This window comes from Variovorax sp. GW821-FHT09B01 (assembly GCF_059418345.1).
On sequence record NZ_JBWKPQ010000005.1, the window covers coordinates 319,165 to 340,825 of the forward strand.

The 21,661-nt window shown below is 63.9% G+C and carries 17 protein-coding genes and 2 pseudogenes; 12 read left to right on the plus strand and 7 right to left on the minus strand.

All coding sequences use genetic code 11. From position 1 onward, the window contains the following. Positions 1-61 precede the first annotated feature (61 nt). From AC07RV_RS18280 to AC07RV_RS18290, 3 genes are all read left to right on the plus strand, one after another. A complete protein-coding gene (locus tag AC07RV_RS18280; protein WP_281081777.1) occupies positions 62-1,258 on the plus strand; it encodes a ParA family protein in 1,197 nt (398 codons plus the stop codon). Between the two features lies 1 nt (position 1,259). Next, positions 1,260-2,300, plus strand: coding sequence for a ParB/RepB/Spo0J family partition protein (locus AC07RV_RS18285; protein WP_444814191.1), 1,041 nt, complete (start codon positions 1,260-1,262; stop codon positions 2,298-2,300). A gap of 3,422 nt (positions 2,301-5,722) precedes the next feature. After that, positions 5,723-8,320 carry a YadA family autotransporter adhesin gene (locus AC07RV_RS18290; RefSeq protein WP_444852594.1) on the plus strand — a complete coding sequence of 866 codons (2,598 nt, stop codon included), beginning with the start codon at positions 5,723-5,725 and terminating at the stop codon, positions 8,318-8,320. A gap of 446 nt (positions 8,321-8,766) precedes the next feature. On the opposite strand, the gene AC07RV_RS18295 is transcribed toward AC07RV_RS18290, so the two are convergent. The 3 genes from AC07RV_RS18295 to AC07RV_RS18305 form a co-directional block, all read right to left on the minus strand. Then, complete coding sequence (locus AC07RV_RS18295) at positions 8,767-9,336, minus strand: sugar O-acetyltransferase (RefSeq protein WP_444814189.1); 570 nt, start codon at positions 9,334-9,336, stop codon at positions 8,767-8,769. A gap of 417 nt (positions 9,337-9,753) precedes the next feature. After that, positions 9,754-10,167, minus strand: a complete 414-nt coding sequence (locus AC07RV_RS18300) for a hypothetical protein (RefSeq protein WP_444814188.1) — start codon at positions 10,165-10,167, stop codon at positions 9,754-9,756. Between the two features lie 802 nt (positions 10,168-10,969). Continuing rightward, positions 10,970-11,479 carry a hypothetical protein gene (locus AC07RV_RS18305; RefSeq protein WP_444814187.1) on the minus strand — a complete coding sequence of 170 codons (510 nt, stop codon included), beginning with the start codon at positions 11,477-11,479 and terminating at the stop codon, positions 10,970-10,972. 741 nt (positions 11,480-12,220) lie between these two features. Between AC07RV_RS18305 and AC07RV_RS18310 the strand changes: the two genes are divergently transcribed. The 3 genes from AC07RV_RS18310 (at position 12,221) to AC07RV_RS18320 (ending at position 13,623) form a co-directional block, all read left to right on the plus strand. Further along, positions 12,221-12,517, plus strand: coding sequence for a hypothetical protein (locus AC07RV_RS18310; RefSeq protein WP_203208194.1), 297 nt, complete (start codon positions 12,221-12,223; stop codon positions 12,515-12,517). 363 nt (positions 12,518-12,880) lie between these two features. Beyond that, entirely contained in the window at positions 12,881-13,192 is a 312-nt protein-coding gene (locus tag AC07RV_RS18315; RefSeq protein ID WP_444814186.1) for a type II toxin-antitoxin system RelE/ParE family toxin, read from the plus strand. Next, positions 13,189-13,623 carry a helix-turn-helix domain-containing protein gene (locus tag AC07RV_RS18320; protein WP_444814185.1) on the plus strand — a complete coding sequence of 145 codons (435 nt, stop codon included), beginning with the start codon at positions 13,189-13,191 and terminating at the stop codon, positions 13,621-13,623. The genes AC07RV_RS18315 and AC07RV_RS18320 overlap by 4 nt, the downstream gene beginning before the upstream one ends. 189 nt (positions 13,624-13,812) lie before the next feature. On the opposite strand, the gene AC07RV_RS18325 is transcribed toward AC07RV_RS18320, so the two are convergent. The 3 genes from AC07RV_RS18325 to AC07RV_RS18335 all read right to left on the minus strand — a co-directional run bounded on the left by AC07RV_RS18325 (position 13,813) and on the right by AC07RV_RS18335 (position 15,254). Next, positions 13,813-14,028, minus strand: coding sequence for a hypothetical protein (locus AC07RV_RS18325; RefSeq protein ID WP_444814184.1), 216 nt, complete (start codon positions 14,026-14,028; stop codon positions 13,813-13,815). Between the two features lie 225 nt (positions 14,029-14,253). Continuing rightward, positions 14,254-14,670 (minus strand): hypothetical protein, encoded by a 417-nt coding sequence (locus AC07RV_RS18330; protein ID WP_444814183.1) that lies wholly within the window; start codon positions 14,668-14,670, stop codon positions 14,254-14,256. A 110-nt stretch (positions 14,671-14,780) separates the two neighbouring features. Then, on the minus strand, positions 14,781-15,254 hold the full coding sequence (locus AC07RV_RS18335) for a hypothetical protein (protein WP_444814182.1): 474 nt from the start codon (positions 15,252-15,254) through the stop codon (positions 14,781-14,783). Between the two features lie 91 nt (positions 15,255-15,345). On the opposite strand from AC07RV_RS18335, the gene AC07RV_RS18340 reads away from it, so the two are divergent. Further along, entirely contained in the window at positions 15,346-16,113 is a 768-nt protein-coding gene (locus AC07RV_RS18340; RefSeq protein ID WP_444814181.1) for an SOS response-associated peptidase, read from the plus strand. Between the two features lie 878 nt (positions 16,114-16,991). Then, the gene (locus AC07RV_RS18345) at positions 16,992-17,795 is read left to right on the plus strand and encodes an autoinducer binding domain-containing protein (RefSeq protein ID WP_444814180.1); all 804 of its coding nucleotides are present in this window, start codon (positions 16,992-16,994) and stop codon (positions 17,793-17,795) included. A gap of 319 nt (positions 17,796-18,114) precedes the next feature. Here the strand turns inward: AC07RV_RS18345 and AC07RV_RS18350 are convergent, their stop codons facing one another. After that, positions 18,115-18,432: an NYN domain-containing protein gene (locus tag AC07RV_RS18350; RefSeq protein WP_444814179.1), complete on the minus strand. Its 318-nt coding sequence runs from the start codon at positions 18,430-18,432 to the stop codon at positions 18,115-18,117. A 100-nt stretch (positions 18,433-18,532) separates the two neighbouring features. Here AC07RV_RS18350 and AC07RV_RS18355 point away from each other — a divergent pair. From AC07RV_RS18355 to trbL, 4 genes and pseudogenes are all read left to right on the plus strand, one after another. Further along, a pseudogene (locus AC07RV_RS18355) lies at positions 18,533-19,195 on the plus strand (TraG/VirB4 family ATPase); the annotation flags it as partial. Positions 19,196-19,281: 86 nt separating this feature from the next. Continuing rightward, a complete protein-coding gene (gene trbJ, locus AC07RV_RS18360) occupies positions 19,282-19,956 on the plus strand; it encodes a P-type conjugative transfer protein TrbJ (protein ID WP_444814211.1) in 675 nt (224 codons plus the stop codon). Positions 19,957-19,966: 10 nt separating this feature from the next. After that, the gene (locus AC07RV_RS18365; protein ID WP_444814178.1) at positions 19,967-20,275 is read left to right on the plus strand and encodes an EexN family lipoprotein; all 309 of its coding nucleotides are present in this window, start codon (positions 19,967-19,969) and stop codon (positions 20,273-20,275) included. Between the two features lie 4 nt (positions 20,276-20,279). Next, positions 20,280-21,651 (plus strand): annotated as a pseudogene (gene trbL, locus AC07RV_RS18370) (P-type conjugative transfer protein TrbL). The last annotated feature ends 10 nt before the right edge of the window (positions 21,652-21,661 follow it).

Sequence of the window (21,661 nt, forward strand, 5' to 3'; positions counted from 1 at the left end):
TTCGAATTTCGACGGGTGCTGGGCATAATCGCATGACATCAGCACTTTGAGAGTTTCGCTCGTGGATATCAAACAAACCATCAAACGTCAGTCCCTCGAAGATATCGAGGCACAGGCGCAACGCATCGCAGGCATGATGGATCACATCCGCACCGCGATGCTGGCGCCGACCGCCACCAAGCTTGCACCGGCATTGGGTTCTGCGCAACTGGCTGACCTGTGTGGCGTCGACAAATCGAAGATCGCCTATCGCCTCACCCGCGGTGATCTGCCTGCAGGGTCGATTCAAGGCAATCGCCGCGAATGGTCGATGGGTGAAGCTCAACTGTGGTCGCGCGATTTCCGCAGTGAGCACATGCGACCCAAGGGTGCCGCCGGCATCACCATCACGGTGGCCAACTTCAAGGGTGGCGTGGCCAAGACCACCTCCGCCGTGACCCTCGCCCAGGGTTTGTCGATGCGGGGTCACAAAGTCCTGCTACTCGATCTGGATCCCCAGGGCTCGGCCACCACGCTCTTCGGCGTGCTGCCCGATGCCGAGGTCGACACCGAGCACACCGCGATGCCACTCTTTGCGGGCGATGAGGACGACTTGGCGTATGCGATCCGTACGACCTACTGGCCAAGCATCGACCTGGTCTGTGCGGCCCCGCTGCTTTACGGTGCCGAGTTCGTGTTGCCTGCACGGCAAGCCAAGGACCCGGGCTTCGAGTTCTGGCGCGTGCTCGACCGTGGTCTTGACACCCTACGCGAGGCCTACGACGTAATCGTCATCGACACCCCACCCTCGCTGAGTTACGTCACCATCAACGCGCTCATGGCGGCCGATGGCGTGATCATGCCCTTGCCCCCGTCTGCACTGGACTTCGCAAGCTCCGCACAGTTCTGGGACCTGTTCTCCGACCTGTGCAATCAACTGATCCGCAGCCGTGGCAAGAACAAGAGCTTCGAGTTCATCGACGTGCTGCTCTCGCGGGTGGAAGCCTCGGATGCCGCAAGTTCGGTGGTCCGGCAATGGGTGCTCGAGGGCTACGGCGACAAGGTGCTGCCCATCGAGATTCCGAAGACGGCTGTTGCGGCCACGGCGAGCGCCGAGTTCGGTACCGTGTACGACCTTCCGCGTGGGTCAGTGAGTTCGAAGACCTTCGCGCGGGCGCGCGATGCGTACGACAGGATGTGCGAGTTGGTGGAGCAACAGATACGGGCAGTCTGGGCACGTCAGCTGTCCGAAAACGCCATGCTGGTGGCAGGAGATTGATATGGGCTTGAGAGACAAAGCTTCCAAGATCGACTTTGCTTCGCTGACTGCCCCCGTTTCGGTGACGCCCGAAACCAAGCAGCCCAAAACGGCGCCTGGCGCCATGATGGCTTTCGCGAACGACGCGCGATCGGACCTTCTGCGCGAGAACGAGATGCTCAAGGAAGCCGCGGACAAGGCTGCGGGCCTCGAGGCACAGCTACAGGAAGTCCGCACGGAGCTCGAAGGCTGGGAGGGCGCTCGCGCGACGCGTCACCTGGACCCCAAGCGCATTGGGCGCAGTCGGTACGCGAACCGGCATGAGAGCAGTTTTGTGGGTGAAGATTTCGAACGGCTCAAGCGCGAGATCCAGGAGTCGGGCGGCAATGTGCAGCCGATCAAGGTGCGTCCTGCCAGCAAGCCGGGCGGCGAGTTCGACTACGAGGTGGTCTTCGGCCACCGCCGTCTCGAGGCGTGCACGCAGCTCGGCCTTCCCGTGCTGGCCGTCATCGACAACCTCGATGATCGATCGCTCTTCGTCGAGATGGAGCGCGAGAACCGGGAGCGCCAGGATTTGTCGCCGTGGGAGCAGGGAATGATGTACCGGCGCGCGCTGGACCTGGGCCTCTTCACCTCGAACCGCGCCTTGGCCACGGCGCTGGGCATCGATCACAGCAACGTGGGCAAGTCGCTCGCGCTGGCGCGGCTTCCGGACGAAGTAGTCGCTGCCTTCCGCTCGCCACTCGAGATCCAACTGCGCTGGGCGCCCTTGCTCAATCGCGCGCTTGAGTCGGACGCGGAAGGCGTGCGGGCCCGGGCCGAAAAGTTGTTGACCCAATCGGCGCGACCGGCCGCCAAGGAAGTGCTGGCCAAGCTTCTGGTCGCCGACACCCAACTCCAAGTCGATGCGAAACCCCACACGCTGACGGTCAAGAACAAGAAGGCAGCAACGCTGAGCTTCGATGCGGACGGCCGGGCGAACGTGCGCATCCACGTGCCCCTGTCTGCCGAGCGCCGCGCGTCCCTGGAGAAGCTGTTGGCGGAGTTTCTGGATAACGCCTAAACAGACTGCCCAGCGGCAGTAACGCCGGAAAGAAAAAGGGGTGTGGTTCGGAACCACCCCCCTTTTTTCTTGCCTCTTGCGCTTTGCGCCTCCGCGGTTCGCCTCGGCAACCAGCTATGTCTCAGTGCAATGCCTTCTGATCGTGAAGGGTAGAGCGGAATTGGGCGCGGGGCGAAGCTGTGGGCGAGGGCCGCGACGTTTGGGGCTGGACGTACGCACAGATGAGTGTTGGGAATGCTCGCTTGTCCGCTAATTGTTCTGAACCACGCAACGTAAGCGCTGGTCTGCAGGGGCACAGCCACTAGGTTTCGGGAGCGATCGACTTGTCGAACTGAGCACCCGCTTCGACTTCTCCAATTCAATCGATCAGAGTTCAGGGGGGTGGTTCGGAACCACACCCCCTCGACCTTGCGACCAAGAGGATTTCGTGGGACCACGGTTTAGGTGTACCGGCAGCCCTTCTTGCTCTCCCGGGGGTCAGGGAGATCCGGAAATGCCCTGTGTCGCCGATCTGTGGGAGTTCGCCCCGGGGGTGCGAAGCCGCGTCGGTTCTATTTTTTTCGGGATTTCCGGACCTGTCATAGCCCAAACTGTCATGGGACACAGGCGTTCCTCAGGCCGCTCTCCGGCCGAGATTCACGCACCCCGGGATGCCGCCAAATAATCCGATCAATCCCTTGGGCGTGGTTCCGAACCACACCCCTTGTTTGCACCAGGTTGAAAGGCGATTTCTAGAACATTGCAACGTGTGCGCGACTCTAACCCAGTGCCCGGTACCAGCTCATACGCCTCGGCACTAAGTCTGGCTGCATCGCTCGCACGGCTGCCGAGCCATACGAAGACCGCCAGACATGGCGAAGCTTGGCTCCGATCGCCTAGTTGCAGGCATGCGACTTTCCCTCGCGGAAAACAAGATCCACGGTGACTTGCCTGCCCGTCCGCACCCGCTGCGGAGCACGCTGCGCAAGGAGCCGACTGCGCAATTGCTAGGACGAGCCGCCTCCAACCCCTCAATTTTGTAGATCGAGCGCCGCTCCAAGCAGCCATGGTGGGGTGTGGTTCCGAACCACACCCCCTAAACCCAATGACGGATTAGCTCGGGGTGTGAAGCGTCCAACTTTCTTTACGCGCTGAACGATCTCGCAGATCGGTGCTTTGCCGAACATTTGCCCCTACTTGGAGGCTCGCCAGCAATACCTCGAAGCCACATCGCAGCCCGCGACGCGTTCCGACCCATGAGGGGCGAGAGCGAACAAACCGTCCGTGCTTTACTCGGCCCTGAACTGCTGTCGTGGCGTAGCTGCTCCCGCTCTCTTCGGGGTGGGCCCCAAACATGGTCGGCGGGCACAAGTTCATGGGTCGCCGCATACTTTTCCCCTTAATTCGGAGCTGTCGAAGTCACAACCGAGTCACTGCATCGCCTCTTGACTCAATCCCCCGACGCCTCTGACATCCAGTTGCGCGGAGCGAAACCTTCATCCTGACTGTCGCCGTGAGATCGGGATATAGACGGTTAGAGACGCTGATTGCTGTCAAGTGCAAGCGCATCGAGTAGCTAGCACCGGCATTTCCTGCTCGAGCTCCAATGGCGTCGTGTCCAAGCAGCTACTAGTTTCTGGACGGAAAGCGCTCCCTGGCGCACATCCGTCATGTCTAAGCGCCATTGCCAGCATTAAAGTGTGCACTTACTCTTTAGGCAAGTCAGCCGCGGATTCCTGGTGGCGCGAGAGAGCCGTGACGTCTCCGGCCGTCAGTGCAATTGTTCGATCACAGCGAGCGAGCGCAGCAGACTTGGCGCAGTGATCCGTGGACCTCGAGGATGGGACGTCCGCTCTGCTAGGCCACATTCCCATCGGTAAAGCCAAAATGACTCGCCATGCAGCGCCGCGCTGATTCGTCCTGAAGTATTCAACGGAACGCGAAGCGCGGCCTTGATGGTGAATCGGGACAAAGTGAGCCGCCACTCGTCGGCATCAAAAGTGGGCGCTAAGTCATTGATTTACCTGGAGATTCGGTGAACCTGCTTTTGCATGAGGGGTTTGTGCATCGAAAAATAGCACGGATGATTATTGGACGTGGCGCGCAGCTCCCAAGGACAGCTGACAGGGCATAGACGCTCTCAGCCGTGGCTGAAGCTCAGCGACTGCACGCTTGTACGCATGCGAGTGCGGCGCCCGCATCGCTGAATCCACTGTGTAGGCCACGACGGCGCCGGCGGTTAGGGCGAGCCCGCCGAGATCGCGCCTTGGCGTTTTCAGTCAGTAACCACTAGCGGGTCCGAGCCCCGGTGGCCAGTGATCAGGACAGGCAGTAGTCACCCAACGCCCGTCAACCCATGCACCCAGCATCGGACCAGCGTTCATTTCGCTATGAGCGCTACCTGACCGTCGCACAGCGCGCCACAGTCAGGACCGCCTGCGGGTTCTCGACCGGTGTTTTTTGTGCCCAAGGCGGTCCGCGCGCGCAAAAGGCTCCCCCATGCTCACCAGCTCATCTTCGTCGGGCCAGCCGTGGTGCAAGAGCCCGAGCCAATTCAGAGCGCTGCCTGTGGTGTCGATCATGTAGCTGGTCGCTCCACGCGCAAGCGCCCTCGTGACGCGAGGCTTCCCCCAACACATCCCGCGGACTGGCAATGCACCCGCGCGCCCGTGGGCAGCACGCCACAGCCCTTTAAGCCAAGGCTCGCTAGCTGTCATTGACCAGCTGTGGTTCCGAACCACAGGCACACGGGCGCCGCGGCAGGGCAGAGAAGGTTCTCTGTGTTTTTCTCACAGCTGTCCTCCGATTAGCGCCAAAGTTCTATGTATGTGTTTTATGATGTATCTTTCTGAAACATTTACAACTGAAGAGACATGACTAATTCGAAGTTCCGCCGCACCGCTGCCGCATCCGCCGTTCTCGCCGTTCTGCTGGCTTCCGGCACTGCCTTCGGCGCCAGTCTGAATTTGGGTGCAGCCGGTACTGCTGGCGGCTCAAACAGCGGCGGCGCCGCAGGCGCGGGCGGCTCCGCGGCTGTTGTGGCAGGGGATGCTGCGACCTCCATAGGCGCCGGGGGCAATGGAGGATCGGCAACTTCAGGTGGGGTTGCTGGCTCGGGTGGCAGCGGCTCAAGCGCTGGATCCAACGCTTCAGCGATCGGTGCTGGCGGCACAGGCGGCTCTGCAAGCAATGGGGCAACCGCCGGACTTGGGGGCGCAGGCGCGACCGCAAGCGGGTTGGGCACGACGGCGATCGGCACCGGAGGCAACGGTGGCGGTGCGACTACCGGCGGAACCGGCGGCAACGGAGGAGCTGGTGCCGTGGCAAGCGGCGCTGGAGCGACGGCCATCGGCGCGGGAGGATCGGGCGACGCAGGTTCGAATGGTCGAACAGCGGCCGCTGGCGGTGCAGGTGCTGCTGCTGCTGGAACAGGATCTATTGCTGTGGGCAGCGGCAGCTCTGCATCCGGCGCGCAGGCTGGCGGCGCGTCGGCAATCGCGATTGGAAGTGCGTCTGGCGGAAAACAAGGTGCAGTCGCCTCGGGCGAATCGAGCATGGCGATTGGTGGCGCGTCTGGAACGCAAAGTGGCGCAAGCGCCGCGGCCGCCAGCGGCGTTGCGTTGGGCGCTGGCAGCCAAGTCACTGCGGCTGCGACCAACAGCGTGGCCTTGGGGGCCGGCTCCGTGGCCAGCGCAGCCAACACCGTGTCGGTTGGTGGCAATGGTGTGACCCGTACACTCACCAATGTCGCTTCAGGAAACGTTGCCAGTGGCAGCACGGACGCCGTCACTGGCGGTCAGTTGTTCGGCGTGCAGCAGACCGCGAACGAGGCGAAGGCCACAGCCGAATTTGCGTCGGCGATTGCGGGTCAGGCGGGCAAAGATGCCAATGCAGCCCAGCAGTCTGCTAACGCAGCAAACTCCATTGCGGGCATTGCACTGGACGTCGGCAACAAGGCTCAGACCACGGCCACCAATGCGCTAAGCACGGCGCAGGCAGCAACGACGGCAGCAGGCACGGCGCAAGCTGCCGCGGACAACGCCCAGGCCACCGCCAGCAAAGCGCTGGGCGCGGCCGGCAATGCACAAAGTACCGCTGACGGCGCTGTTTCAGCGGCGCAAGCGGCTGATAAGGCCGCGTTCATCGCGCAGCAAACAGCCAACTCCGCCAGCAACCTCGCCGGTGTGGCCCTCGGCGTTGGCAATACGGCGAACAATACGGCAAACAATGCGCTGAGCACCGCGCAAGGCGCGTCGGCGGCGGCAGGGGTGGCGCAGTCCAGCGCGGATGCCGCACAGGCGACGGCAAGCAAAGCTCAGGGCGCCGCCGCCAACGCGCAGTCCACTGCCGACAGCGCGTTTGCTGCCGCCATGACGGCAGACAAGGCAGCCTTCGGTGCCCAGCAGACAGCCAACACGGCCAACAACCTGGCTGGCGTGGCTCTCGGCGTGGGAAACACGGCCAACAACACTGCGAACAACGCCCTCGCTGCAGCCGGCAACGCGCAGACGACCGCGAATTCGGGCGTTGCCGCTGCCGCCGCTGCACAGACGACGGCGAACAGCGGGGTTGCCGCGGCCGCCAACGCACAGAACACGGCCAACACGGCGGTGAGCGCGGCTGCCAACGCACAAACGACGGCCAACGCAGGCGTGGCCGCTGCTGCCAACGCACAAACGACCGCGAACACCGCACTGGGCGCTGCCGCCAATGCACAGACCACGGCCAACACGGCGGTGAGCGCGGCCGCGGCTGCACAATCGACTGCCAACACAGGCGTGGCCGCTGCTGCCAATGCCCAAACAACCGCGAACACGGCTCTGGGCGCGGCTGCCAACGCACAGACCACGGCTGACGCCGGTGTTGCTGCTGCTGCGGCTGCGCAAACGACGGCAAACACAGGCGTGGCTGCGGCTGCCGCTGCGCAGACAACTGCCAACGCCGGCGTTGCCGCTGCTGCTGCTGCACAGACGACGGCAAACACAGGCGTGGCTGCGGCTGCCAACGCACAGACGACTGCGAACACCGCAGTGAGCGCGGCCGCCGCAGCACAAACGACGGCCAACACAGGCGTTGCAGCTGCAGGCGCAGCTCAGACGACTGCGAACACCGCCCTGGGCGTGGCCAACAACTCGGCGCAATACAGCGCCGGCGGAACCAACCTGCAACTCAACGCCAACGGCGGCGCAGGCTCGACCATCAGCAACGTGCGTGCCGGCGCGGCGCTCACCGATGCGGCCAATGTGGGCCAAGTGCAGCAGGCCCAGCAAGGCGCGATCACCAGCGCGAACAACTTCACCAGCCAGCAGGTCATGGCACTGCAGACGCTCATGAATCAGGCGTTCTCGAACGGGCTGTGCAGCTTCTCGGGCGGCAACGTCACCTGCGGCACGGGCGCGAGCGCCACTGGCCAGGGCGCCACCGCCTTCGGCCCGAATGCGCAGGCCAACGGCAACGACACCGTGGCGGTCGGCAACGGCGCGCAGGCCAGCCATGCGGGCTCGGTCGCCATCGGCGCGGGCGCGCGCGCGCTGGCCGATCCGACCACCGCGGTCGGCAACAATGCCCAGGCCCTCGGCAACGATTCGGTCGCGCTCGGCGCCAACACGCTCGCCACCGGCCGCAATGCCGTGGCACTGGGCCAGGGGTCGGTCGCTACGCGCGACAACAGCGTGTCGGTGGGCAACCAGGCCACCGGGCTCGCACGCACCATCACCAACGTCGCGCCGGGCGTGCTGCCCGGCGATGCCGTCAACCTCGGCCAGATGCAGCAGGCCGTCGCCACCGCGACCAACGAAGTCCGCAGCTTCGCCGCGCAGGGCATCGCGTCGGCACTGGCCATGCCCAGCATCCCCATGCTCGCGCCTGGACAGCGCTGGGTGGGCGCCGCGGTCGGCAACTACGCGGGCGCCTCCGCGCTGGGCATGGCCTTCGGCTACCAGGTCAGCGAGCGCCTGAACCTGGGGCTGGGCGTGTCGACCGGAACCAGCGGCAGCGCCAACCACGTGGCCACGCGGGTGCAGGTCGGCTACGCCTGGTAAGCAATGCTTGACGGTGTCGCAGTGCGTCTTGCATGCGACACCGTCTCGCCGTGACTCACTGCTCCATCATGGTTGGTAGAGCGCCTGCAAAGATGGCCACATACCAATCGCATGCCCCCAAACGGGAGAAGAGGGGCGCGAAGGTGCAGTCCCAGCGACAACGAGACGTTGATGCTGCTTTGCGAAGACTGATGCAATGACGGCTTGAGGCCGGTTCTGGATTCAGGTCGCATCGTGCCGCGCCCAGCCGGCACGATAGAGTGCCCTCGGCGGACTCTCGCGCGGGCTGAGAAAAGTTTGATGGCAAGTTGGCGGAGGGCGGTGTCGCTCCGCAATAGCGGCCTGCGTTTCGAGACGACGTGCACCCGTGACCGTTCTGGCTTTGCGCAAAGCCGCAGTCATGGCATCGGTTGCGAATGCACTCGACCTCCGGATGCCCGCCAGGGCTATGAGCGAGCGGGCGAGGTCTGGGCTTTAATGCGCGCGGGGTTCCCGACCACCGTCGCGCCTTGAGGCACGTCGCGGGTGACCACGCTCCCGGCTCCGATGACCGCATCATCACCTACCGTGATGCCGGGCAACAAAATGGCGCCGCCCCCGATCCATACGTTGCGCCCGATCCGAATAGGGCGGCCGAACTCGAGGCCGGTCTCGCGTTCCGCAGCGGTGCGCGGGTGGTCCGCGGTCAGGATCTGCACGTTGGGCCCGATTTGCGTCTTGTCCCCGATGTAGACTTCCACCACATCCAGGATGACACAGCCGAAGTTGAGGAACGCGCCCGATCCAAGATGGATGTTGTAGCCATAGTCGCAGTGAAAGGGCGGCCGGATCGTCGAGCCATCTCCCACCGAGCCCAGCCGCTCGGCCAGCAGCACGCGTCGATCGGCGGTGGCCATGCCCAGCGCGGCGTTGTAGCGCACCAGCCACTCCCGGGTTGCCGCCAGGTCGCCCTGAAGCTCGGCATCGCCTGCGTCGTAAAGCTCGCCGGCCAGCATCTTCTGTTTCTCGGATTTCATCGAAGGCACTCCATGTCGTCGGTCGCGCCAGCCATGCAGGCCATGGCCGGCTGAAGGCAAGCCTAAGCGCCCGGAGCAGCTGTTGGTGTAGGAGCCCGGGCGCAGTCAACCGGCCGATCGAAGGAGAGGACAGCCTTCATCTCGGCGTTAAGGGCGCGAACGTCTCCCTGTGCGCTTGGCCCCTTCCCGAAGTACTCAAAGGTCGGCCTCAAAGTGCGAAAAAGGTCGGCGCCCCCAAAAGGCACGAGCGTCTGGGCGAAGGCCCAGCGATGCGTGCGATGCGTGGCCATCACGGTTACCTGCCGGGTGGGGGCGCTCTCATGCCTGCCGGCCACCTCCCGGATGAGGTTTTCGGACCGCGGCCCGGCCGGATCGCGTTGGAAGGTAGGCCTCTCGTACTGAGGAGTCGGCACGACCTCAGTCCAGCACGTTCACCCCCTGGTCGCGCAAGAGCTGCACGAGCGACTCCCAGCGTCCGGATTCCCACTCGGCAAGGCATTGCGCAAGCAGAGACTGAGAGTGCACCTCTGCGGTGATGGTGATCTTTCGTGAGCGGAGCCAGCCGGCCTTCTCAATCTGCACGAAGTGCAGCTGATCGTACGGCGCTGCATCCATCGGCACATGGCTCACGCGCAACTCGGCCTTGGCAGCCGGAGCCTGAAAAACGATGGCCGGCAACGGCCCTTCCTGGGTTTCGTGCCACGCGCTCATGACATTGCGCCAATCGACGGATCTGATCAGAGTGATGGCTGCTTCAGCGTTGTCGACGTGGCCGATGTCAGCAGTGTCGGTGGACGGAAGGCCGAACTGGATGGTTGTGTAACGGAGCATGGATTCGGCGTCCTCAGCGTGCGGCATAGCACTTCGCGACCAGGTGATATCAGATCTGGACCAGATCCTAAGCCAGCCGAACCGCAAGGCGTTCCGAGGGCCGCTTGGCGTGCGTAGTGGGTCGCGACAACCAAAGTGCCCGCACAACCGCGCCGCGCATCATCCTCCACAGCTGGCCTACGATGCCGAATTGGTTCGGCGCAATGTCGCTTGCCCCGCTCGCCCGTCGGACGTCGTCTCGCTCAAGGCGACAAGCGGAGAAACACTTTGCGCTGATCGCGCGGATGCAAGCGGACGAGGCGATCGTGGCGTGGGGCTGGAACAAGTGCGTCGGATCGGGCATCGGGGAGTAGAACTAGGTGAGCACTAACTCATAAAAGCGCGGGCATCAGGGACTCGTCGGCGTTCGAACAGCCGGCAGGGGTGCTCGACGAGGCGAGCAATCGATCGGTTGCCTGTGGAGCTCAGCTCGCATCGAGCCGCCGGGAACACACCAGGGGTCATCGGGCGCGAACACGCCGAACCTCGCGGCGGGCTCCCATGTGCGGCGAAACATCTTCGCCAATCGCCTCCCAAGACGACACTGGCACCTCCTTCGGCGAGACCTGTCCATGAGGAAAGAGGCCGTCGGCGCCTGCGCCCTCCGCAGAAGGCGGCCGAAACGCGAGCCACTGCCCCCGCCGACTGACTGGATTCTTCCGACCATGGGCGCTGAACGAGCCGGCGATCCAGCGTGCCGTGTCTCGACGCCTCCCCGGACGCGACTGGCTCGCAGCACAACCCGGTGGAAGTCGTCGCGGGCTCAGACAAAGAGGGCGTTCGTGTCCGGCGAGGCGGTCTTGGCTCGCTCGGAAAATCCCTCGTAGAAGAAAACGATGCTGTCCGCCGGGTCACCCGACAGTCTTGCCCTGACTTTGTCGAAGGTCATCATCGCCACGCTGAACTTCGGTGGCCCGACGACCAGGACGGGCTGCGACCGAGCTTCATGCCACTGGTAGGTGCCACCGTGTTGTCGACGCCCAACTTCGAGGATGTAAGACCCCATCAGCTCGACCAAGGCCTTCACATCCGCAGGCGGCATCTCCTTGGCATATGGTGACGCCTCCGCCAACATCTCCTCGACGGTGGCCAGACTTTGTTTGGAGTAATCGAGCCGTCCGCCGGCGCGCGCCTGAAACTGGGACACGGCCAGCGCCGCCTTGTCGCGGACTTGCGCGGTGAGGTCGAAGCCTTGGGCCGACGCTGGCGAAGGCTCGACCGCCGTCAGAGCGAACAACGCTGCGAGGGCCGGGACAAATCCAAAAATGGTCATGCTGCGCGTCGGATGGGCGGGCAGGGGGAAGGCCCGCGATAGCGCGGAACACCAACCCTGCCCGGAGTGCCTCTTTGGACTGCTGGGCGCAGCCGTTCGGCATCGTAGCCGCCTCGTGTCGATGCGGCGTGACTTGGCCCAAGGCACATCTCCGGGCCAGCACCAGCACGCAATGAGAGGGTCACGGCCGGTGAGCACTCACCCCCAGCGGTACGCTGGCAAGACCTGCCAGCCTGGACGATCAAGCCGCCGCGGAACGCGGACGTCGATCCGGCATGGCTTCGCGCGAAGCGTATGCCGCCTTGGCCCGGTTGACGGCCTCTTCCGGGAGCAGCTGCAGCTTTCGGCAGCTCGAGCACTGATACAAGCGACGCTGAGAGAACAAGCGCATCCACCCTCGTCGCTCCACGCGTCCCAGGTGATTGGCAGTGCAGTCGCAGGCGGAAAAGAACGACATGTTTGCAGAGAAAAGAGTTGCGTCCATCGCTGCCGGCAAGCGTGACGAGTCCCTCGCTTGTCGTGGCCATGGTGAGGCGCATCACACATGGCGCGCTTTTCTTCCCTTGATGCCGGTCGCGAGGCGCAGCACCTGTGATTTGATTGCATTTTGTTTCATTGGGCTTAGCATTGCAACCAAATGATTACATTGTCTCGGTGCGCGGGCTGGGACCGGCGGAACAAGTGCGCCTCGCGTGCATGACCGTTTGGACCAGCCGGAAACGCCCTCCGGTGAGGTTGCCCATGACAGACACCATCTCGCAGGTTTTCGATTTGCCAAGTCAGTCGGACGACCGCGTGCGCGTGTCACGTCCGGTCCGTGCCGTGTTCCACGTGGCTTCCCGGGAGGAGGTGAACCGGTGGCTCCTCGGGAAAAGCGGAGAGGCCATGACCGACCAAGACCTGGTGCTGAAGTACGTCGTTGAAGTTCGCGATCTCTCGCACGACGATGAACCCCGCCTGTCCGTTGAGGACCTCGCGAGCGACGGGCGAGCCGCGGCAATGCTCGCCGCCGTCTTCCTCCGCAACGTCGAAGGGTGAAGACTAACTTCACGAGCCCAAGGGCATAGGCGGGTCAGCGCTAGAAGGGGGGCGATGCCAACATGAGATTCGGACGCCACTTCGACCCTCAGCGCTGGAGCGCTGTCCGACCATGTCGTTCCGTTGGGCAGAAGGCAGCAACTCTGGACCAACGGCGAATGCTAAGGCTTACCCAGTCCGACCACAGGTTTCGCTGTGCACGTCCAACCGTTGCCTCGTTGGTAAAAATCGCGGGGCAGACTCGGCGCAGCCCACTCTCGATGGGGGCATGAGCGAGCGAAAAAAAGCCGGCCCCGGCCACCCAGTGCAATGAGAGGTTCTTCCAGCGCTTAGATGGTCTGGACGGCTGGCACACCAATTTCCATGGCCGAGGTCGCGCACGCTGATAGCGGCATCGAGTTGGCGGGACCGAAGACGGGACGACCCCATGTCGACACGCTCAATGGATCGAAGCATGCCAACATGAAGGAGCTGCGCTTCAAGGCTCACAACGGCTCGGAGATCTGGCGGGCGGCCTTCGCCTTCGATCCGCAGCGAAAAGCGTATGTGCTGGTAGCCGGCGACAAGCAGGGGCAGGACGAGGCGGCGTTCTACAAGGCTCTGATCAACACGGCCGACAAGAGGTTCGACGCCCACCTGAAGAAACTCGCCAAGGACAAGAAGGAATCAACATGAGCACCACACTGCGAAGCATCATCGAAGAGTTTTCCGTAGAGGATCAGAAGCTCATCCAGAGCAAAGCGACCGTCTTGGCAGAGGAGATGGTTCGTCATGCGGATTCATTGGCGGAGGTCCGCGCTGCGTTGGTCAAGACCCAGGAGGAAGTGGCGCGCGTTCTCAATGTCAGACAAAACGCTGTAGCTCAGCTGGAGAAGCGTTCGGACCTGCTGCTTTCTACATTGCGCAAGTACATAGAAGCAATGGGCGGAGAACTGGCCGTAGCTGTCAGAACTGAAACGGGCACTGTGATCATGCTTGATAGTCTGAGCTCCCTTGCCAAACCGTCGGCGCCGCGTCGCACGCGCGCGTCTGGCGTTGCGCGCAAGCGGCAGACTCGTCCTGCCAGCAAGGCCAAGGTCGAGCGCGGAGGGGCCGCTGTCGCCTGACGACCCGTTCGGGCAAGAATGCATCAATATGCCAGATGCAACCTGGCCAGTGCAGCGTGGGTGGCAGCCGCGGCTCGCGGCCGCTTCCTGAGCGAAGCCTGCGGCTAAGGACGAAGGCCGTTAGCTTGCCTCCCGTGCAACAAGTCTCTCAATCAAGAGAGACTCATCGGCTCAATGGGATCACTGGGATCACGCGCCGTTGGCGCGTCGAATCACCACGGGACCCATGCCTTCGTAAACCGTCGCACCGTCCTTGAGCGATATGACCGACCAGCGCGCACCAGGCGTCACCTTGTAGTCGCCCGGCGCCATCGGCAGCTCGCGCGTGTCTTGCACCTTGTCGCTGTACCAGACGGGTGTGACGAGCACGGAGGTCTCGGACAGGAAAAAATCAGCTTGGCTCATCCGGCGATTGTCGAGGTGGGGGGAGAAGGCCAGGCACGTCGTACATGACGGCCCGGATGTGATCGCCAGCGTTGCCGGTCCCAGTCACCATAGTGTTGGCCGATTTCGGCACACATGCCGACCACGAGCTCGGCAAATTCAAGCAGGGTAGGGCGCAGCGGCTCGTCCGGCGCCAGCTCGCCGGCCCGTCGGGCCATGGCCGCGTACTCGGCCTGGATGTCCACTTCAAACCGGCCGAACTTCGAAGAACGCCTCGTCGGTGTCTCCGAGATCTCGAAAGCCTGCGGTTCGTGCGGCGTCATAGGCCTTGGCCCAGCGCTGCGCCAGCGTCAGCTCGTCCTTCGTGAGGCCCGCGCCGCTGGACTCGTAGGCGTTTTGGTAGGCACGCAGCGCCGGCACCACGTCCTCGCCGAGCTGGCGCTCGAGCTCACGCGTGAAGCGCTGCTCGGACACACGCACCACATCGGCCGTGGCGTGCGGGTAGTCCAGGAGCTTGGCAATGAAGGCAACGCGGTGCGGCTGCATGAAAAAGGTTGAGGTCAACACGGCGGGCCGCGGGGGGAATGAGGCCTTCACTGCGATCGCGAAGCAACGACGCCCGCCCGCTCGCGCCGCGCCAGCAGCAAACGACGGATCGCTCACGTCAAAAGGGACATCCGCCAAGCGGTCGCGAGTGCTGACTCTTTGAAACGACGAAGCCTCTTGGGCCGGCAGCCTGCTTCGGACGCACGGAGAAGGCGCCAACTTGTCCATCAAAAGGGCAGCGCACAGAAGGTCGCCCGGATGTGATCGCCAGCGCTGCCGTCTCGCGGATGGCGGTACTGCTCCGCGGAGGCTGCGCACAACTCCGCCACGCCGTGGGCAAATTCCTTGAGATCCTCTGGAAGCGGCTGACCGTGGTCGATCAGGCCGATGTTGCCGGCCAGGGTGCGGAATTTCTGTTCGGCTTGAACTTCGAAGCGGTCCGCGCCCGTGTCGAAGCCGAAGCGCTGACGCGCGCACTCCTCGGGAGGCCGATGGCTCAGGAAGGGGTACACCGCATCGGCCTCGAACGTCAGGTATTCGATGTCGACGCGGCCCTGATGCAGGCGCTGGTACTCGCCGCTGAACCGTCGAGTCCAGTCGCGCCTGGCGTCACGTCGCGTCGCAAGGCGGATGAACTCCCCATTGGATACGGGGTCGTCGAGCGCCGACTCGGCGCCGGGCAGGGGCGGGGTAATGTCCATGGATAATCTCCAATAACTGTATGAAAATACAGTATCAACCCGCCGCAACCTGACCGTCAATGGGTTCCCGAGCGCAGAATTCAGCCAAGCCATGTGCACCCGCTACATCACCCCCGAAGACCGCGAGATCGAGGCTGCCTGGTACATCGGCGCGCGCAGCGCGGAGCGCTGGATGCGCAGCATGCGGCCGCTCTCCACCGGCGTCTTCATCCGCCGTGATCGCGAGCGGACCGAGTACGCGCGTGAGTTGGTGGCAGGGCAATGGGGGCTGATCCCAGCGCACTCGCCGAGCCATATCCCCCAAAGTAAGCCGCGAAGAGGCGAGACCAAGTCCCAGCGGCTATCGACCTACAACGCGAGGTTCGGCGGAATCGAAAAGAAGCCGACCTTCAAGGATTCATGGGCCCACAGCCGGCGGTGCGTGATCCTCGCCGACAGCTTCGATGAGCCCTGCTGGGAAACTCGCGCCAACGTGTGGTGGCGCTTCAAACGCACGGATGGCCGCCCTTGGGCGCTCGCGGGCCTGTGGAGTCCCTGGCTGGACCGCGAGACCGGTGAGATGTGGGAGAGCTTCACGATGATCACGATCAATGCCAACCTGCACCCGATCATGGCCCGGATGCACAAGCCGGAGGTCGACAAGACGACGAAGAGGCCGCTCGAGGTGCAAGACAAGCGCTCGGTCGTCGCCATCGAGGAGCACGACATCGACCGCTGGCTCACCTGCTCACCGCAAGAGGCCCGAGAAATGGTCGAACTCATCCCTGTTCACCTGATCGACGCCACACCGGCGCCGACCGTGCCTGAGCTAACCGAGGCCGGTCAACAGCAAGAAGCCGAATCCTCGGAAGAAGGCTGACGCGGCACGAACCGGAAACCGGAGAGCCCGCGCTGCTGCCCCAGTTGATGGCATTCGGAGTGTGGAGTCCGGTGTGCACTTGGTGCGACCACAATGTGCCAGTCGAAGCGACACATCGGTGTCGAGCTCCGGCGCTACTTGGCCTCAGCAGCAGTGAGAACTCCGACGGCTGTGATCGCGTTGCCTGACTCGTTCACCATACTTGGCTCGACATCACGCCATTTTTTCGGGCTGGTAGAGCGAACTTTCTCCCTTGAGGATGTAGGGCAGGGAACAGCGGTGTGTGTACGTGCGCGGATCGTGCGAGTCGCGTAAATATTTCCGAGCCCTTGGATGTCATGCACGAACGTCCGTGCCCAGCATGGTGAAAGGCGTTGGGCAAGTTGGCGAAGATTCGCCAACTCCAGGCGTGGCGCGGAGCACGAAGTGATGGTTCATGCGCATAAGCGGCGTTAGCGCATTTTTGCGCCGCGTGTTTCCCAGTGGTGAAGTGGTTCCAGCGATCGTTTACTCGTTCTGGCTAATCCTGCTCTTTTTGCTGCTGGGGCTCGTCAGTACCACCGTGGCGGAGCCCTGAAAAAAAACAGGGAGTGGTTTGCCCCTTCGCGCGGCTCGCTGCGGCGAGGGCCTTGTTGTCACATCGATATCAGCTTTCCCGCCTACTTCATCATCGTCAGCCGGATAAAGGTATTCATCCTGCGCAGCGCTGCTTTTCGACGCCTGGCCTGCGCTTAAGCATTGGCGGAAAGGGTGGAAGTTTTGTCGCTGTGTTGCGAGAACGTCCTTTCTAGACTGCGCTAGAGTGAATCGAGAAAGCAACGGGCCCACGTGCAGCACGTCAAAAAAGCCCGACATCACATTCGATAAGGAAACCATCCATGCGCAAGAAAAGGAATCTGCCATTCCTTGAGCGACGCCCAGGCGGCAGCCTTCGGCTCTACAAGCCTCGAGTGAATGATGACTCCGCCTCACCTTTCGAATTTCTCCTGAACATGGAGAGAGCACTGGTCCGCGCCGACAACCTACAGGCCAAATTCGACGTGATCGCGCGGCACGCGCGCCGGCTTGGCTTCGAACGTTGCGCCTACGGCGTCAGAATTTTTGACTCGTTCACGCGCCCTAAGACGCGCATGATCAACAACTACAGCGCGGCTTGGCAGCAGCGCTACCAAGAGGCGGGATATCTGGGCATCGATCCAAGCGTAGCGCACGGCTTGCGATCCCATGCACCACTCATCTGGAGTGCCCAACTCTTCAGGAGCACCCCTCAGCTTTGGGACGAGGCGCGCGAAAGCGGTTTGCGCTATGGATGGGCTCAATCATTCTTCGATGCAGACGGTTGCGTAGGCATGCTGACAGTCGCTCGCTCCCACGAAAAGCTAACGCCCTCGGAACTTGCGATCCTCGGCTACCAGCTTCACTTGCTCGCTGATGCCGCCCACCGGCACTTGTCGGCTCAGGTTCGAAGGGAAGAGCCTGAAGACTTTCCGCTCCTGTCAGATCGAGAACTCGAGGTGTTGCGCTGGACGGCGGATGGCAAGACATCAGAAGAGGCCGGCATCCTCCTGGAGGTTTCCCCCAACACAATCAAGTTCCATATGAAGAAGGTGATCGAGAAGCTGTCTGTGGCCAACAAGGTTGCTGCTATCGCACGCGTGGTGAGCCGCGGCATGCTGGTGTAACTACGCGGTCGGCCCGTGAGACCCGGTTTCCCATTAGCCGGGGCACCACGAAACTCGCCGCGTCTGCCACGAACCAGGTCCTTTTCGTGGCGCGAACTCGTTGGTTTCTACGTAGCTTCGGCGCCGGGTTGGGCGGTTCCTGCTTCGGCGGCTCGGCCTTGGCCGGCCCCGCTTTCGCGGTGGCGTTCGGCGCGGCCTCGACGACTACTTTCGCTGGCGGCTCGGGGCGTTCCCATGCAAAGAACTGGTTGCTCGCATTGCGGATTGCGCAGGGCGTCGGTGTCTTGGGCTCACCGACGATGCAGACTGTGGCGCAGCGTTAGCGCAGCTTGCGGCATAGGTAGGCGAAGTCGGAGTCGCTGGTGACCAGGCAGAAAGTGTCGGCCCGTCGGTCGAAGAGCGCTTCAAGCGCGTCTAGTGCCTGGGCAATGTGTGCGGCGTTCTTGCCGGCGGCGTACTGGTACTGCAGGCAGGGCGTGAAGGCCAGGCGCACCAGGGCGTCCTGCCACTTGTTGGCCAGCGTGCCCTGGTTGCCGTAGCCGCGCCGCAGCACTGCGCGGCCGAACTGCGCCACCATGCGCAGCGCGTGTTCGAGGATGTCGGGCGGCACGTTGTCGCAGTCGACCAGGACGGCCACGCGTGTCTCTGTTGTCGTTGGGGTGGTGCTCATCCGGGGTTCCGTGCTGCTAGGTTGAACTGGTCATAACGGTAGCCGATTCCGGGCGTCGCCGGCCAAAGAGGAGCTGATGCACAGCAAGGCGGCCGTGCTTGCCGTGCTGGGCTACCTCTTCGCGCGGTTCGACGAACGTTTCGACGGCGCGCCGACGCTGCTGATCCTTGACGAAGCCTGGCTGTTCCTGGACGACCCGGTGTTCGCCGCGCGCATCCGCCAGTGGCTCAAGACGCTGCGCAAGAAGAACGTCTCGGTGATCTTCTCGACGCAGAGCCTGGCCGACGTCCAGAACTCCAACATCACCTCGGCCATCGTGGAGAGTTGCGCGAGCCGGATCTTCCTGCCCAACCCGCAGGCCACCGAGCCGCAGATCCGCGTGATCTACGAGAGGTTCGGACTCAACCGCCGGCAGATCGAGATCGTCGCCACGGCGCAGCCCAAGCGCGACTGCTACTACCAGTCGCGCCTGGGAAACCGGGTCTTCGAGCTCGGGCTCGGGCTCGGGCCGGTGGCGCTGGCGTTTGCCGGCGCGGCTTCACCCGAGGACCAGCGTGAGCTCGACCGTGTACAGACCTCGGTCGGGGCGTCGCCGTTCGCGCACGTGCCTTCGGTTTTCGCGGCCGCTTGGCTGCGCCACCGCGGGCTCGGCTGGGCGGCCGACCTCATTCCATCGTTTCCATCTGCATCCCCATCTTTTTCCTCAACCCCGCAGGAGCCAATGCCATGAACCTCCCGTCTTCCTTCAAGCCTCGGATCGCCGCGCTGGTCGCGGTCAGTGCGATCGCCTTCGGTGTGGCCTAGCCGGCGCATGCCATCTTCGGTGTCGTCGACACCGTGTTCGACGCGTCCAACTTCATCCAGAACATGCTGACGGCGGCCCGGGCGCTGGAGCAGATCAACAACCAGGTCGGACAGTTGCAGAACGAGGCGCAGAGGCTGCGCAACCAGGCGAGGAATCTGCAGGGCCTGGACTTCAGCGCGCTGTCCGAACTGAAGTCGACGCTGGCGGCGACGAACCAACTGATCCAGCAGGCGCAGGGGCTGGCCTTCAACGTCTCGCGCATGGAAGAGGAGTTCAAGCGTCTCTATCCGGAGTCCTTTTCGGCGGGAATGTCTGGCGCGCAGATGGCCGGCGATGCGCGGCAGCGCTGGCGCAATTCGCTCGAAGCCCTGCGCACCGCGACGCAGGTGCAGTCGCAGGCGATGCAGAACTTCGCCGCCGACGAGCGGGCGCTCACGGATCTCGTGAACCGCAGCCGGTCCGCCACGGGCGCCTTGCAGGCGATGCAGGCGACCAACCAACTGCTGGCGCTGCAGTCGCGCCAGTCGATCCAGGCGCAGCAGCTGCAGATCACGCAGGACCGCGCCGCGGCGCTGGAGCAGGCGCGTCAGGTGGCGGTGCAGGAACGCGCGCGCGAGGTGCGCCGGCGCTTCATGGGGAGCGGCACGCCGTACACGCCCCACAGCGTGAATTTCTATGGCAGCTGAGGGGCAGACCATGAAGAACCTGCTTTTCATCATCACAGCCGTCGCCGTCCTGGTGCTCGCCGGCTGCGGCAAGTCCGAGCCTTCCGAGCCCGCGATCGAGTCCGTCGAATCCCTGATCGCGAATCCCGAGCGGCTGAAGGATCTACGCGCGCAGTGCAAGGCCGACCATGCCCGGATGGGCGACGCGCAGTGCCATGCGGTGGCGGAGGCCACACGCCAGCGCTTCATGAGCGGCGGCCAGTCGCCATACGAGAGCGACCCGGTCCCGCCGTCGGCCGCACCGGCCTCGCTGCCAGTCGGCGCAGGCGCCAAGGACTGACGCGATGAACGATGTTGCGGTCATCGATCGCTTCCTCGACATCTTCTCCCGCTACATCGATTCGGGCTTCGGGCTGCTGCATGGCGAGGTGGCGTTTCTCACGGCCACGCTGGTCGTGATCGACATGACACTGGCCGGGCTGTTCTGGGCGATGAGCCATGCGAGCGGGCAGGGCGACGACGTGATCGCGCGGCTGCTCCGAAGGTGCTCTATGTGAAGGCGTTCGCTTTCATCATCGGACACTTCAACCAATTGGCCGGGGTGCTGTTCCGCTCCTTCGCGGGGCTCGGCCTGGTGGCGTCGGGCTCCGTCCTGACGCAGGCGCAGTTCCTGCAACCCGGTCGGCTCGCACAGGTCGGCATCGAGGCGGGCCGGCCGATCATGGAACAGATCGGCGAGATGACGGGCTTCCCCGAGACCTTCGCCCATCTGGACACCATCGCGGTGCTGTTCCTGGCCTGGCTGGTGCTGATCGTGAGCTTCTTCGTGCTTGCTGTACAGCTCTTCGTCACCTTGATCGAGTTCAAGCTGACGACCCTGGCGGGCTTCGTGCTCGTGCCCTTCGCGCTGTGGAACAAGACCGCGTTCCTGGCGGAGAAGGTGCTGGGCAACGTGGTGTCCTAGGGCATCAAGGTGCTGGTGCTGGCCGTGATCGTGGGGATCGGCACGGGCCTCTTCGCAGAGTTCCGCACGCCGCCCGGAGCCGAGCCGTCCATCGACCATGCGCTGACGATCATGCTGGCGGCGCTCGCGATGCTGGGGCTGGGGATCTTCGGACCGGGGATCGCGACGGGCCTGGTATCGGGTGCGCCGCAACTCGGTGCGGGCGCGGCGGCCGGGACGGCCCTGGGTGCGGCGGGCCTGGCGGTCGCCGGCGGCGCGGCCGTGGCGAGTGCGGGTTCGGCCGTGGCCGCGGGCGCGCGCATGGCGCCCGGTGCGGCGCGGGCCGCGATTGGCAGCGGTGCTGCGGCCGCGCGTTCGGCCAGCGGCCTGGCGGGCGGCGCGAAGTCGGCCTACCAACACAGCGCCGCGGCATCGGGCAGTGGTGGCGTGCGCGCCGCCAGTGCCGGCCTTGCCTATCTCACGAAAACCGGTGCCGGTGCTGCCGGCCAGCGCATCGCATCCGGCGCCCGGGCTGTGAAAGACCGCGTGTCCAACTTCGTGGCCGATGCCGCTGCGCCTGCGACCGCGGGGAATGCGGCATCTGCCGGTGTGGACGAGGCCCCGGTGCACCTTCCCCCGAGCCGGCATGGGCCCGGCAGATGCGCCGCAAGCAGCAGCTGAGCCATGCGGCCTCGACGACGGCGCATGTGCTGCGCTCGGGCGACCACGGCGGCAGCGGCACGGGCCCAAACCTGCGCGACGACTCCACCTGATCCGGATCTT